The organism is Pseudomonas lalucatii (genome assembly GCF_018398425.1).
Classification (GTDB): Bacteria; Pseudomonadota; Gammaproteobacteria; order Pseudomonadales; family Pseudomonadaceae; genus Aquipseudomonas; species Aquipseudomonas lalucatii.
Map to the genome: position 1 here is coordinate 160,256 of NZ_JADPMV010000001.1, position 13,876 is coordinate 174,131.

The 13,876-nt window shown below is 66.4% G+C and carries 14 protein-coding genes and 1 pseudogene; 5 read left to right on the forward strand and 10 right to left on the reverse strand.

All coding sequences use genetic code 11. The annotated features are described in order from the left end of the window. The first annotated feature begins 108 nt into the window (after positions 1–108). A complete protein-coding gene (locus I0D00_RS00670; protein ID WP_213637841.1) occupies positions 109–2,388 on the forward strand; it encodes a fatty acid cis/trans isomerase in 2,280 nt (759 codons plus the stop codon). A gap of 24 nt (positions 2,389–2,412) precedes the next feature. Here the strand turns inward: I0D00_RS00670 and I0D00_RS00675 are convergent, their stop codons facing one another. Next, positions 2,413–2,829 carry a universal stress protein gene (locus I0D00_RS00675; protein ID WP_213637842.1) on the reverse strand — a complete coding sequence of 139 codons (417 nt, stop codon included), beginning with the start codon at positions 2,827–2,829 and terminating at the stop codon, positions 2,413–2,415. Positions 2,830–2,933: 104 nt separating this feature from the next. After that, positions 2,934–3,692 carry a DUF1223 domain-containing protein gene (locus tag I0D00_RS00680; RefSeq protein ID WP_213637843.1) on the reverse strand — a complete coding sequence of 253 codons (759 nt, stop codon included), beginning with the start codon at positions 3,690–3,692 and terminating at the stop codon, positions 2,934–2,936. A gap of 142 nt (positions 3,693–3,834) precedes the next feature. Between I0D00_RS00680 and nfuA the strand changes: the two genes are divergently transcribed. The 3 genes from nfuA to I0D00_RS00695 all read left to right on the forward strand — a co-directional run bounded on the left by nfuA (position 3,835) and on the right by I0D00_RS00695 (position 6,532). After that, positions 3,835–4,419 carry a Fe-S biogenesis protein NfuA gene (gene nfuA, locus I0D00_RS00685; RefSeq protein WP_213637844.1) on the forward strand — a complete coding sequence of 195 codons (585 nt, stop codon included), beginning with the start codon at positions 3,835–3,837 and terminating at the stop codon, positions 4,417–4,419. Between the two features lie 143 nt (positions 4,420–4,562). Beyond that, positions 4,563–5,564 (forward strand): response regulator, encoded by a 1,002-nt coding sequence (locus I0D00_RS00690; protein ID WP_213637845.1) that lies wholly within the window; start codon positions 4,563–4,565, stop codon positions 5,562–5,564. A 2-nt stretch (positions 5,565–5,566) separates the two neighbouring features. After that, positions 5,567–6,532: a sensor domain-containing diguanylate cyclase gene (locus I0D00_RS00695; RefSeq protein ID WP_213637846.1), complete on the forward strand. Its 966-nt coding sequence runs from the start codon at positions 5,567–5,569 to the stop codon at positions 6,530–6,532. 77 nt (positions 6,533–6,609) lie between these two features. Here I0D00_RS00695 and I0D00_RS00700 read toward each other — a convergent pair whose 3' ends face one another. From I0D00_RS00700 to I0D00_RS00715, 4 genes and pseudogenes are all read right to left on the reverse strand, one after another. Further along, on the reverse strand, positions 6,610–7,119 hold the full coding sequence (locus I0D00_RS00700) for an HPP family protein (RefSeq protein WP_213637847.1): 510 nt from the start codon (positions 7,117–7,119) through the stop codon (positions 6,610–6,612). Positions 7,120–7,128: 9 nt separating this feature from the next. Beyond that, positions 7,129–7,362, reverse strand: coding sequence for a DUF1272 domain-containing protein (locus I0D00_RS00705; RefSeq protein WP_213637848.1), 234 nt, complete (start codon positions 7,360–7,362; stop codon positions 7,129–7,131). A 29-nt stretch (positions 7,363–7,391) separates the two neighbouring features. Continuing rightward, positions 7,392–8,383: pseudogene (locus tag I0D00_RS00710) on the reverse strand (GlxA family transcriptional regulator). A gap of 190 nt (positions 8,384–8,573) precedes the next feature. Then, positions 8,574–8,843: a hypothetical protein gene (locus tag I0D00_RS00715; protein ID WP_213637849.1), complete on the reverse strand. Its 270-nt coding sequence runs from the start codon at positions 8,841–8,843 to the stop codon at positions 8,574–8,576. 558 nt (positions 8,844–9,401) lie between these two features. Here I0D00_RS00715 and I0D00_RS00720 point away from each other — a divergent pair. Further along, complete coding sequence (locus I0D00_RS00720) at positions 9,402–10,070, forward strand: hypothetical protein (RefSeq protein ID WP_213637850.1); 669 nt, start codon at positions 9,402–9,404, stop codon at positions 10,068–10,070. A 131-nt stretch (positions 10,071–10,201) separates the two neighbouring features. On the opposite strand, the gene I0D00_RS00725 is transcribed toward I0D00_RS00720, so the two are convergent. From I0D00_RS00725 to I0D00_RS21745, 4 genes are all read right to left on the reverse strand, one after another. Next, complete coding sequence (locus I0D00_RS00725) at positions 10,202–11,065, reverse strand: hypothetical protein (protein WP_213637851.1); 864 nt, start codon at positions 11,063–11,065, stop codon at positions 10,202–10,204. A gap of 57 nt (positions 11,066–11,122) precedes the next feature. Then, a complete protein-coding gene (locus tag I0D00_RS00730) occupies positions 11,123–12,202 on the reverse strand; it encodes a patatin-like phospholipase domain-containing protein (protein ID WP_213637852.1) in 1,080 nt (359 codons plus the stop codon). Between the two features lie 150 nt (positions 12,203–12,352). Continuing rightward, positions 12,353–12,949 (reverse strand): NADPH-dependent FMN reductase, encoded by a 597-nt coding sequence (locus I0D00_RS00735; protein WP_213637853.1) that lies wholly within the window; start codon positions 12,947–12,949, stop codon positions 12,353–12,355. An 83-nt stretch (positions 12,950–13,032) separates the two neighbouring features. Then, entirely contained in the window at positions 13,033–13,788 is a 756-nt protein-coding gene (locus tag I0D00_RS21745; RefSeq protein ID WP_420850788.1) for a methyl-accepting chemotaxis protein, read from the reverse strand. Positions 13,789–13,876 lie beyond the last annotated feature (88 nt).

Sequence of the window (13,876 nt, forward strand, 5' to 3'; positions counted from 1 at the left end):
TTTTGGAGCAGGTCGGCCATTTGCATGAATGATGTTCATGTTGCTCGATTCCCCCGCGCCTAGGGGGCGCGCGTAGAATCGAGCCATTGCCATGCAAGGAATAGGGACATGCCGTATCGCGCGCTGCTCAGTGCTTGTCTGCTGTTGATCGGCCCGCCGCTGGCCGCGCAGCCGCTGTCCTATAGCCGCGACATCCAGCCGATCTTCACCCGCCATTGCGTGGCCTGCCATGCCTGTTACGACTCGCCCTGCCAACTCAACCTGGGCAGCGGCGAAGGCGCCGCGCGCGGCGCCCACAAGTTGCCGGTGTACGACGGGGTGCGCACCGAGGCCCAGGCCACCACCCGCTTGTTTCTCGACGCCCAGGGCAGCGAGGCCTGGCGGCGCAAGGGCTTCTTCTCGGTGCTGGAGCACCGGGGCAGCCAGGCGGCGCTGATGGCGCGCATGCTCGAGCTGGGGCATGCGGCGCCGCTGCCGGCCAATGCCAAGTTGCCGGACGGGTTGGCGATCGACATCCGGCGGGCCAACCAGTGCCCGCGCCCGAACGAGTTCGACGACTTCGCCCGCCAGCATCCGCGGGCCGGGATGCCCTTCGCCGTGACCGGTCTGCGCGACGCGGACTATCGGACCCTGCAACGCTGGTTGCGCGAAGGGGCGCCGGTCGACGCCCAGGACATCGTTGCGAGTGAAAGCGAGGCCCGCCAGATCGCGGCCTGGGAGCGCCTGTTCAATGCCCCCGGAGCCCGCGAGAGCCTGGTGGCGCGCTGGCTGTACGAGCACCTGTTCCTCGCCCACCTGTACTTTCAGGACGGCGAGGCGGGGCATTTCTTTCAGTTGCTGCGTTCGCGCACCCCCAGCGGTCACCCGGTGGACCCCATCGCCACGCGGCGGCCGAATGAGGCCCCGGGCACCGTCTTCTATTACCGCCTGGCGCCGGTGCAGGGCGTCATCGTGCACAAGACCCATATCACCTACGGCCTGAGCGAGCAGAAGCTGGCGCGGGTCAGGCAGCTGTTCTTCGCCGGCGACTGGCAGGCCGACGGCGTGCCCGGCTATGGCGCCCAGCGCCGCGCCAATCCCTTCGCCACCTTCGCCGCCATTCCGCCCCAGGCGCGCTACCAGTTCATGCTGGACGACGCCGAATACTTCGTGCGTACCTTTATCCGTGGGCCGGTGTGCCGCGGGCAGATCGCCACCGACGTGATTCGCGATAACTTCTGGACCCTGTTCCAGGACCCGCGGCACGACCTCTATCTCACCGATCCGCTGTACCGTGCCGAGGCCACGCCGCTGCTGGCCATGCCCGGCCAGTTCGATGAGATCGGCGACCTGCTAGGGCTCTGGCTCGACTACCGCGACAAGCGCAACGAATACGAGGCCCTGCGCCGGGGCGCCTATGCCGCCGCGCCGGCGGCGGACTGGGCGCATATCTGGAGTGGCAATGACAACGCCTTGCTGTCGATCTTCCGCCAGCATGACAGTGCCTCGGTGCGCAAGGGCCTGATCGGCGCGATCCCGCAGACCCTCTGGTGGATGGACTACCCGCTGCTGGAGCGCACCTACTACCAGCTGGTGGTGAATTTCGACGTGTACGGCAACGTCTCCCATCAGGCGCAGACGCGGCTGTACTTCGACCTGATCCGCAACGGCGCCGAGCAGAACTTCCTGCGGCTGATGCCGGCCGAGTCGCGCCAGGAGATACTCGGCAGCTGGTACCGCCGAAGCGGCAAGCTCAAGCTGTGGCTGGATTATCCAGGCATCGACGTCCGCACGCCGAGTGCGCTGGCGCTGGCAGGCAGCGACCCCAAGCGGAGTTTCGCCGAGGCCCTGCTGGTGCGCTACGCCGGCCTCAATGCCCGGCCCGATCCGCTCAACCGATGCCAGGATTCGCGCTGCCACCGCGAGGGCCTCGGCCGCGAGCTGCAGGCGGCCGAGCAGGCTCTGAGCCGTCTGGCGGGCCGGCCGGCGGCGGAGCTCGAGGTCATCAGGCTACTGCCGGAGGCGACCCTGCTGCGGGTGGTGCCAGCGGACGGACGGCGGGAGGTCTACAGCCTGCTGCGCAATCGCGCCCACAGCAACGTGGCCTTCATGCTCGGCGAGGCGTTGCGCTACCAGCCCGGACGCGACTCCCTGACCGTCTACCCCGGGGTGCTCAGCAGCTATCCGAACTTCCTGTTCGATATGACGGCGGTCCAGGTGCCGGCGTTCGTCATGCAGCTGGAGCGGGTACGCGACGCCCGGGACCTGGAGAGGCTGGTCGAGCGCTGGGGAATACGCCGCAGTCACCCGCAGTTCTGGCACTACTTCCATGACCTGTCGGCCTACATCCGCGAGCACGAGCCCATCGAGGCTGGCGTGCTGGACATGAATCGCTACCAGAACCTCTAGCAGCCCGTGGCAGGCCCCGCCGACCTAGCGCACCACCAGCACCGAGGCATCGGAGTAGGAGGCGAAATACCCGGCGTTGGAGGCGAACAGGTGCTCGGCCAGGCCGGGCACATGGGAGGCCATGACCACCAGGTCGGCGTGCTGCTCCTTGGCCGCTTTCAGCAGGGTCTTGTCCAGGTCCACGGCCGGGTCATGGCTTATGTAGGCCGCGCTGCTGACCGTGGCCAGGCCGTACTTCTGGGCCTGGGCCTTGGCGAAGGCCTCCAGCTTGGCGGTGAACTCGGCGGGGTTGTGGGCTATGGCGCTGGGCGTGTTGCTCGACACGCCGACATAGCAGACCGGGGCACCATACACCTTGGCCAGGTCGGCGCCGGTCGCCAGGGCCTTCTCCAGGCGCTCGACATAGGCGAGGTCGACGGGAATCATGATTTGGCGGTACATCCGATGGTTCCTCATTCGGGGTGAATGGCTTCTCCAGCAGAGAGTCGTCCTTGCACTGAGTATTGCAGATGATCGTCGGGCCCGCGTGCAGTCGGCCGCGGGGCTCAGTGCGAGTCGAGCTCGGCAGAGGCGGGCAGCCAGCCGCCGACCGCCTGATAGGGGGGCAACCGACCCGGGGCGCTGAGCCAGGCGACCACGGCCTGGCGTTCGCCGCGCCGGTCGCGGTGCAGGCGCGTCTGCCAGCGATTCGCCATGTCGGGGGCAATGCGCTGCAGGCTCAACACCACGAAATCATGTCCGAGCCGCTTGCCGGCGTTCTCGCCGCGCTGCACTTCGGTGCGCAGGCCGAAGCCGAGGCGGGCGACATGGGCGATCAGGCCAGGCGGCGCCGGGCGGCTGGGGGCGAAAGACAGCTGCAGGCTGTCGCCCTCCAGGCGCAGGCTCAGGTTGCCGACCTCGGTGGCGCAGGGCAGGCGCAGTGGCTGGTCGCGGAACCAGCCGTGCCACTCGCGCCCGGCCAGGATGAAGGCGGGGGTATAGACACCACGGCTGGCCCCCGCCCGAGCATAGCCGCGCTGCCGGGCACTATGCTCGGGGTTGGCGAAGGGGTCCGGCCAACCCAGCCGGTCCCAGTAGTCGACATGAAAGGCCAGGGGGATCAGGCCGTGCCACAGTGCCGGATGCTCGCGCAGCGCGGACAACCAGCGGTCGGCCGGCGGGCAGGAACTGCAGCCCTGGGCGGTGTAAAGTTCCAGCACGGCGGTGGCCGAGACGCCACTGCTGATATGCAGGCCGTCCTCGGCGCGGGCGAGGAGGCTGCAGAGCAGCAGGGCGAGGGGCAAGGCAAGCGGCGGTTTGCGCATGGCCGGACCTCGAGGCGTGACCTGGACTCTGGACTCGCCAGGTCGGCCGCCGTTACAGCGCTGTTTATCCGACGGAAACGCTCGGGCTTTATAGAGGGCCGATGCTTGGCGTACACTGCGCCCATGTTTGCGAGGAGTTGCCATGAGCACCATCACCATTACTGACGCCGCACACGATTACCTGGCCGATCTGCTGAGCAAGCAGAACACCACCGGCATCGGCATCCGCATCTTCATCACCCAGCCGGGCACCCAGTATGCGGAAACCTGCATCGCCTATTGCAAGCCGGGCGAGCAGAAGGCCGAGGACACCGCCCTGGCCCTGGCCAGCTTCACCGCCTGGATCGATGCGGTGAGCGAGCCGTTCCTCGAGGATGCCGTGGTGGACTACGCCACCGACCGCATGGGCGGCCAGCTGACCATCAAGGCGCCGAACGCCAAGGTGCCCATGGTCAACGAGGACAGCCCGCTCAACGAGCGCATCAACTATTACCTGCAGACCGAGATCAACCCGGGCCTGGCCAGCCACGGCGGCCAGGTCAGCCTGATCGACGTGGTCGACGACGGTATCGCCGTACTGCAGTTCGGCGGCGGCTGTCAGGGTTGCGGCCAGGCGGACCTGACCCTCAAGGAAGGCATCGAGAAGACCCTGCTCGAGCGTATCCCGGAGTTGAAGGGGGTGCGCGACGTGACCGATCACAGCAACAGGGAAAACGCCTACTACTGAGGCGGCAGTGCGAGAAGAAGGCGACCGAAGGTCGCCTTCTGCGTTTATGGCGCGCTACAAGCGGTTGAGCCTCCGGCGGCGAGGTGCTGTTATGCTGCGGGAAACAAGCACCATCCGTTAGCCACTGGAAAGAGCCCGCGACCTTGTCGATATCCTCGCTGCTGGTGTGTGATGACTCCAATATGGCGCGCAAACAGCTGATCCGGGCGCTGCCCGCCGATTGGTCGGTGACCGTGGTTCAGGCCGTCAACGGCCGCGAAGGGCTCGAAGCCATTCGCCAGGGCGGCATCGGCCTGGTGCTGCTCGACCTGACCATGCCCGAACTGGATGGCTATGCAGTCCTGGCGGCGATCCGCGCCGAGGCGCTGGATGCCCGGGTCATAGTGGTGTCCGGCGACGTGCAGGACGAGGCGGTCAAGCGGGTCCACGCCCTCGGCGCACTGGCCTTCCTGAAGAAGCCCGTCGACCCGGACTTGCTCCGGCGTACCCTGCTCGAGCATGGATTGCTGGTCGAGCGCCGGAACGAGCTGGTCCCGCAGTCCGCCTTCGACGAGCCCAGTGTGCAGTTTCGCGATGCCTTTCGCGAGGTGGTGAACGTGGCGATGGGCCAGGCCGCGGCCTTGCTGGCCCGGCTGCTGGATGTGTTCGTGCGTTTGCCGATCCCCAACGTCAATATTCTCGAGGTCGGCGAACTGCATATGGCCCTGGCCCACGCCCAGCAGGGCGACCAGCTGTCGGCGGTGTGCCAGGGCTATATCGGCAGTGGCATCGCGGGGGAGGCGCTGCTGATCTTCCATGACTCCGAAGTGCGGGACATGGCCAAGCTGATGCGCTGGAAGCCGGTCAATCGGGATGGCGAGCTGGAGATGCTGCTGGACCTGGCCAGCATCCTGATCGGCGCCTGCCTGAGCGGCATCGCCGAGCAGCTCGATGTCAGCTTCTCCCAGGGGCATCCGGTGGTGCTCGGCCAGCATTCGTCCATCGACGAGCTGATCCGCGTCAATCAGCGCCGCTGGAAGAAGACCCTGGCGGTCGAGCTCAGCTACAGCCTGGAGGGACACGATATTCATTTCGACCTGCTGCTGCTGTTCACCGAAGACTCGGTGGCCAGGCTTTCCCACAAAACCGCCTACCTGATGAGCTGATCATGAACGCACCGCTGGATCTCAACGAGTTTCACTGGCTGATGGCGATCGTGCAGAGCATCGATGTCGGCGTGGTCATGCTGGATCGCGAATGCCGTATCGAAATCTGGAACAGCTTCATGGAGAACCATTCCGGCCGCCAGCCCGGCGAGGTGCACCAGCAGTCCTTCTTCACCGTGTTCCCCGAGGTGGACGAGGCGTGGTTCCGGCAGAAACTGGAGACCGTTAGCCAACTGGGGACGCCGGCCTTCACCATCTGGGAGCAGCGGCCCTACCTGATGCGCTTCAAGAGCTACCAGCCGATCACCGGGCAGGAAGATCACATGTTCCAGAACGTCACGCTGATCCCGCTGCGGGCGACCGACAGCGAGGTCGCGCACATCTGCGTGATCATCTACGACGTCACCGAGGTGGCGGTCAACAAGCGCCAGCTGCAGAGCGCCAACCGCGAGCTCAAGCGCCTGTCCAGTACCGACCGGCTCACCGGCCTGAATAACCGAGGGCACTGGGAAGAAGCCCTGCGCCATGAATATGCCCGCCACCAGCGCTACCAGAGCATGGCGGCGCTGGTGATGTTCGATATCGATCATTTCAAGAAGGTCAACGACAGCCATGGCCATCAGGCCGGCGACAAGGTGATCAAGGCCGTCGCCGAACTGGTGCTCGCCCGCGTGCGCACCACGGATGTCGCCGGACGCTACGGTGGCGAGGAATTCGCCGTGTTGTTGCCGGACACCGATGCCGAGGGCGGCCGGCTGTTCGCCGAGCGCTTGCGCCTGGCGGTGGAGGCCATGCGGGTGGAGCACGACGGCGTTGCCATTCCGGTGACCATCAGCCTCGGCGTGGCTGATCTCGGCCGGCGCAGCAACGATTACCAGCAGTTCATCGAGTGGGCCGACCACGCCCTCTACGACTCCAAGAAGGGCGGCCGCAACCGCACCAGCCTTTACCATCCCGCCGCCCAGTAGGGCCACTCCTCGCCGCTCTGTGCCCCGTCAGGCCGGGCGTGGAGCAAGCGGCGCCCGTGTCGTGCGCCCGCGCCAGGCTACCAGTACTGGGGGTAGCGCGTGCTGCGGGTGCCGTTGTTGTACAGCAGGGCGACGACGACCAGCAGCAGGGCGCCGAACAGGGTGGGGAACAGCAGGAAGTCCCAGCTCGGTTGGGCGAGAAAGATGATCACCGGATTCGAGCCTGCCGGCGGGTGGACGCTGCGGGTCAGCATCATCAGGGCGATGGCGCTGCCCACCGCGAGGGAGAGCGACCACCATTGCGGGCCGACGCCATGGAGCAACAGCAGGCCTACCAGGCTGCTCAGCAGATGACCGACGATCACATTGCGCGGCTGCGAGAACGGCAGGTCGGGATAGCCGAACACCAGCACACAGGAGGCACCGAAGGAGCCCAGCAGCAGGCCCGATGGCAGCTGCTCGCCGACGTTGGCCACGCAGGCCATGGCCAGGGCGCCGCCGAGCCAGGCCAGGGCCATCTGCCGGGGCGTCGCGCGAGGTGGTAGGGCGCTCGCGGCGCCTCGCAGTTTCCGTAGGTAAGTCAGCATGATGCTCGCTCAGTGGCAGGGTTTCAGGATGCGTTCACGGACGGCGGGAAACCGGTCCAGGGCGCCAGCCGGCCTGGTCGGCCGCCTGAGCAGTTCGCCGCCGCAGTTCGGACAGCGGCCGTGCAGCAGCTGGTCGCAGCAGGCGCGACAGAAGGTGCATTCGAACGAGCAGATGCGCGCCTCTGTCGAGTCCGGCGGCAGGTCGCGATTGCAGCATTCGCAGTTAGGGCGCAGTTGCAACATGTTGAGCTCCTGGCGTGGGGGAAGTGACTTCAGGTGAAGCGTTCGGCGTACGCCTGCGGGCTGACCGCCAGATGTCTGTGGAAGGCGCGCCGGAGGTTTTCCGGATGGCCGAAGCCGGTCAGGCGCGCGACCGTGGCGATCGACGCCTGGGCATCCTGCAGCAGCTGACGGGCGGCCTCCAGGCGGACGCGCTCGACATAGCGGCCGGGGCCCATGCCCAGCTCCTCGACGAATACCCGTGACAGGGTGCGCGGTGCCATGCAGGCCTGCTCGGCCAGCGCGGAGAGGGACAGGTCGTCGGCCAGATGGGCCGGAATCCATTCGAGCAGGGCGACCAGGCGTGGTACCCGGCTCGGCTCCGGGGCGAGCAGGGTGCTGAACTGCGCTTGGCCGCCCGGCCGGCGCAGGAACATCACCAGGCGCCGGGCGATGGCCAGGGCCATGGCCCGGCCGAGGTCGGCCTCCACCAGCGCCAGGGCCAGGTCGATGCCGGCGGTGACGCCGGCCGAGGTGAAAATGTGCGCGCCGTCGGGGTTCTCGGGAGCATAGGTATGCAGGCAGTCGCCCTGCACCTCGACCTCCGGATGCGCCAGGCCAACGTCTCGAGGTCGGCCCAGTGGGTGGTGGCGCGCTGCCCCTTGAGCAAGCCGGCGGTCGCCAGGATCAGCGCGCCCGAGCAGACCGAGCCGAGCCGTCGTACCTGGGGCTCGGCCACGCGCAGCCAGGCCAGCAGTTCAGCGTCCTGGCACTGGCTGCGGACTCCCAGGCCGCCTGGAATCAGCAGGGTATCGAGGTGCGCCGGGTCGATTTCGTTCCAGGCCTGATCGGCCACCAGCCGGAGACCGGCCGAAGTGGCAATGGCCCCCGCCTGGGGCCCCAGCAGCCGCAGGCGGTAGCAGGCCGGCAGGCCATGGCGCCGACGCTCGTCGTTGGCCGAGGCGAACACCTGGAGCGGGCCGGTGACGTCGAGGCTCATGACCTCGGGGTAGATGAGGCAGGCGATGGTTTTCTGCGTGTCCATGGCGCGGTCTCGATGAGCGATGGACGCAGTGTGCGCTCGCCGAAGACCTGGCAACAAGGACAGAAAGCCCACAGATATTGCCATTCGCGGCACTCTCGATGCTCGGAGTGCGGGCTAATGTCAGGGGCCGACAGGAGAGGCTGCGCGGCGCCTGGCGCCGCGCTGGTGGGAAAGTGGCAGTCGGCGCGTATCAGTCCGGCATGGACCAGGGTGCCAGGTCGAAGCCTTGTCTGCTCAGTTCGTCGCGGGAGGTCTTCAGCACCTTGGCCAGTTTTTCCGGGTCGCTGTAGATGCTGCTGGACAGCTGGGTGCGGCCGAGCAGGCGGGTACTGGTGCGGTCGATGACCGTCAGGCTCAGCTCACCGGTGCCGTCCTGCGGGGACCAGGCGACGCATTGGAAGGGTTTGAAGGCGCGGTCGGCGATGAGCAGGGCTTCGTTGAAACGCAGCGGGGCGTTCATGGGGTTCTCCGAGATGATCCCAAAGGTTGGTGGGACAGCGGCGTGGCTGCACGCTGGCCGGTCATAGTGATTGATGACCGACCCTGACTAGTAAGTCACATGGCCCGATGAAAAAGTTCAGCTGCATCACAGAAGCTGTCGCGAAACTGTTCATGGATGTCGGAAACCCGCGCTCGAGCCGGCCGCTGAGCGCTTGAGCGGTGATCATGGACGGGGCGGAGCGGTCGCCGTTCGTCGGCCTCTTCGAGCAAAAAATGAACAAAGCGCCTTTGCGCCGCTCAGAGAGTAGCCAGTCGACGGCGGTGGCATTCGCCTCGCTTTCAACCCAACCAGGAGCTTTTTCTCACATGTACGGCACATGTGTGTGGGGGGAGCTTTTACCTTTGAAAGAGGAAATCGAATGATTAGAAGTTCATTCGCCAGGCTGTTCTGCATTTGATGTTTCTTCACTGAAACCGATAAAGCTGCACTGGAGTCGTTTCTTCACTGCAAATGTAAAAACACTTGAGTCCAGTATTCGGACTGTTTGGTTCACTCGACTATAAAAATGAGGCCCCCATGGACCTGAATGTAATCGCTGCGTTTTTCGAGCAGAAATCGACCATGGAGTTTATGCGCCTAGGGATAGTGTATGCGCACCTGATCGCTTGTTGTGTCGCCATCGGCATGGTGTTGACCAGCGATTTCGCAATGATCAAAGAGTTGTTCAAGGGCGGGAAGTCCCACCTGCAGGACAGCCAGCACATGGAAAGCCTGCAGAAGTCGGTTTCCGCGGCGCTGGCGGTACTCTGGGTCAGCGGTATCGCCATCATCTGGCTCGATATCAACGCCAACGGCCTGTCCTACCTGCTCAACCCCAAGCTGCAGGCCAAGATTGCCATCGTGATGCTGCTGACCTTCAACGGCATGCTGCTGCACGGCCTGGTGTTGCCCGCCCTGCAGAAGGCCGGCTCGCTGCTCGAGCTGAAGTTCAGCATGCGCATGTTCGCCCTGTTCGCCGGTGCCCTGTCGGGGGTTTCCTGGTTCTACGCGGCGATGCTGGGGGTCGGTCGCCCGCTGTCCTGGAAGTACTCGCTGGTCGAGATTCTCGCCGCCTATCCGGTGCTGATCGTCGGTGGTTTCCTCGCGATGGTGCTGCTCACCCAGTGGGCGAAGCAGCGCGAAGCCGTGCGCGAAAGCCAGGCTGCTGCCACGGCGCCGCGCAATGCGGCCCTGGCTGCCTGGTAGGTGGTGCCCTGAGGTTAAGTTCGAGCTCGGTTATATAGGAACTTAAGCCTTCAACTTGTGGTGCACATTCGACGCCCCCGCGTACTTCGACAGGTGAACTGTTGAAGTACGCGGGGGCGTCGTGCGTTGTGTCAGCGGTGCGCTGCGTTAGTGCCGATGGGGCCGCCAGGCTCAGTGCAACTGGATAAGACCTGTTGCAAGTAGTGCGCGACATAACGCTGGAAGTTTCTGTCCTGCCAATAGGCCAGGTGGCTCATCGGGGTATGGCGTTTATACCAGGGGCCCACGGGCATCGCGCGATCTTCGTCCACCACTCCGGCGTAGCTCGCGATCGGCCGCAGCGGGTAGCCGAGAATGTCCGCCGGCGCATAGAGATTCAGCCAGCGCGCCTGCTGGCGTACCTCCTCGTCGAGGCAATGGCCGGGAAAGCGGATCGGCACCACCGGGTCGTAGGCGAAGGTGAACAGGGGGATGTTGCAGCCGAAGGTGACCAGGCCGGTCAGCGTCTCCAGGGCGAGGAAGGGGTCCAGGGGACAGCTCGGCGTCCGGTTGATGCGCTGCTGGTCCCAGACGAAATTGGAGAAGATGTGGCCGCCCAGCGAATGGGCCAGCACCACCAGTGGCGTAGTGGCGTCGACCCGGGCGCGCAGACGGTTGAGACCGTTGCGCAGGCACTGGTGCACTTCTTCGTAGGTGGTGTCGTAGGCCTGGCTGACCTGGCGGTAGCCGCTGGCATCGCCGAGGAACAGGGTGACGATGCGACGCAACCAGCGCCAGCGGACCGGTTGGTCGCGCAGCCGTTCGAGGTAGGCCAGTTGGCGCTTGTCCAGCACGCTGGCCCAGTACAGGGTCTGGAAGGCCACCTGGTCGGCCTCCGCACCCAGGCGCTGGCGCAGCCCCGCGATCAGTTCCTGGGCGAAGACATGCTGGCCGTCGCCGTCGCGCAGGTCGGGTTGCGTGCCAATGCCGTGGATGATGGCGACTGCCAGTTTCATAGATGTCCTTCCTTGGTCGAATCCCGCTTGGTCGGCTTTCTCGGTGCGCCGCTGGCCTCACAGGGGCCGCATGCGCTGTGCCAGGCCGCCGTTCTCCAGCAGTTCGAGGAACTCGTCGCCGAGACGCCGACTCTCGTCCATGGCCTGGTGCCAGTAACGCCGGCGTCCGTGGTCGTCGCCCTGGTAGCGGGTGAAGTCCCTGCGGTCGGGGAGTTTGCCATGGGGCAGGCGCGCCAGGTACTCCGGCGACGGGGCGAGGAGCAGCACGTCTTGCAGGCGCCGGTCATCGCCGCGGCGCCAGGGCAGATTCTTGTCGAACCAGCCGGGAATCACCCGGTCGGTGAAGTGCGGATACAGCACGATGTCGTCACCGTCGTAGGGCAGGTCGAGGTGGTAGTCGAGCAGCCCGCCGTCGCGATAGATCCCGGGACCGACGCCGGGAATATCGCGAACGCCCTGCATGATCATGGGAATCGAGCCGGAGGCGAGCAGGGCGTGACGCAGATTGTGCCGGTCCAGTGGCAGGCAGCGTGACGGGAAGTCCGCCAGGGCCGCCAATGGCGGCGCCTGGCGGGCGTCATGCAGGATGATGCGCTCGAAATGCCGGGCCAGGCGCGGCCGTCCCAGCAGGTTGTTGCCGATGACCGCGGACAGGCCCAGCCCCAGGGCGGCGCGATGGTCATGCCGGAGCAGACCCTGGCTGCGCACCACCATGATGTTCAGGCGGTAGTGCGGGTTGTCCAGCACCCGGGCGTCCTGGCCCTCCAACAGCTGCTCGAGCATCAGCCGACAGCTGCGCGAGACCTCGGCCATGCTCACGCCCTTGGCAAACTGCTGTTCGGTATACAGCTCGCCGAGGCGGCGGATGCCGGCGGCAGCGTCGGCCAGGCAGGCGCTGGCGAAGCGCCAGGAGCCTATGGAGGCGCCGATCAGCGCGCGCTCGCGCGGGGCGCGTGGCAGCCAGTCGCCGAACAGCGCCAGATCGAGCCCCTGGATGCCCAGGGCTTTCGGGCCGCCGGCGGCGCCGGGCAGAATGCCGACATCCGCCGGTTGCAGGCCGCGCTGGCGAATGCGCGCCAAGGCGCGGCGGCCTGCCTTGATCGTCAGGGCAGGGGACTTGATGTGAATCGCGCTCATCTTCCTCTCCATCACCCAGGCCCCGATTATAGGGGCCTGCGCAGAGCGGCCAAGGCCCTTCAGGCGGTGAATGCTGGACCCGGGCCGGCGGCAATAAGCCCAGCCTGCCGGCGTTCGCCGCATGGGGTGGTCGCTGTCCGGCGCGCAGCCTCACATGCCGTTGGCGAAGTCCGGGGTGGTCATGTCGATGCTGCCGCGTACCGGCTTCAAGGCCTGGGCGTACTTGGCCAGGATGTCCAGGTCGTAGTCGATGCGCGCACGCAGGCGGCGGTCGTCTTCGCCGGCCGGCTCGGGGCCGTTCAGCAGGCTTTCGACACGGCGGACGATCAGGTGCTCGGGCAGGTAGCAGAGCCGGCAGTTCTTGTAGCTGGAGGCGCGTAGCTCGCTGATCGGGTAGGCGCCGCCCATGCCCGCGGAGACGCCGACCAGCAGCGCGGGCTTGTGCGCCAGCTCGCCCTTGCCGGCATAGATGAAGAAGTTCTTGATGGCCGGACAGGCCATGCCGTTCCACTCGGGGGCGATGATCAGCAGCGCGTCGGCAGCCTGCAGCTGCTGCCGGTAGAGGTTCCAGGGTCCGCTATCCTCGGCGGGCCACAGCGGCAAGGGGGCGAGCCCCAGGTCGATGAGGCTGCTCGAGTCCTGGTCGGTCAGCTGCAGTTGCAGCAGGCGCTGGCGGAGAAAACGGGCGACCTTGGCCGACTGGCTGTTGCTGCGACCGGAGCCGGCCACTACTGCGAAATTCAGCATTTCCCTGTCCCTGCAATGAAAGCGCCCAGGCTAGCGGCGGCTGGCCTGGGCGGCAAGGGCGTCGGCCTCGGCCCGGGGCAGTGTCAGACGCGGAACTGATCCATCAGGCTCTGTTGGTGGTTGGCCAGGCGGTTGAGGTTCTGGCTGACCTGTGCCGATTCCTCGGCCTGGCCGGAGATCGACTCGGTGACGTCACGGATGGAGGCGACGTTGCGGTTGATCTCCTCGGCCACCGAACTCTGTTCCTCGGCGGCGCTGGCGATCTGCAGGTTCATGTCGGTGATCACGCCGACCGCTTGGCCGATCCGCTGCAGGGCGGCGACCGCCTGTTCGACCTGGGCGACGCTGCCCTGGGCCTGGCGGTGGCTGCTGTGCATGCTGCTGACCACCTCGCGGGTACCGCTCTGCAGCCCCTCGATCACCTGGCGGATCTCCTCCACCGAGTCCTGGGTGCGCTTGGCCAGGTTGCGCACCTCGTCGGCGACCACGGCGAAACCGCGGCCGGCCTCGCCGGCACGGGCCGCCTCGATGGCGGCGTTGAGCGCCAGCAGGTTGGTCTGCTCGGCGATCGAGCGGATCACCTCCAGCACCGAGCCGATCTGCTCGCTGCTGCTGGCCAGGCCCTCGACCTCCTGCATGGCCTGGTTCATTTCCCTGGCCAGCAGTTCGATGGAGGCGGTGGTCTGGCCGATCACGCCGAGGCCTTCGCGGCTGGCCTGGTCGGCGCTGCGTGCGGCGTCGGCGGCTTGCGCGGCGTTGTGTGCGACGTCGTGGGCGGTGGCGCTCATCTCCTGGAAGGCGGTGGCCACCTGATCGACCTCGCGGAACTGCTGCTGCATGCCGGCACTGGTCTGGCTGGCGATGGCGGCGGACTGGTCGGCGGTGCCGCGGGCGTCCTGCACGCTGCGTTTGACGTCGGCGATCACC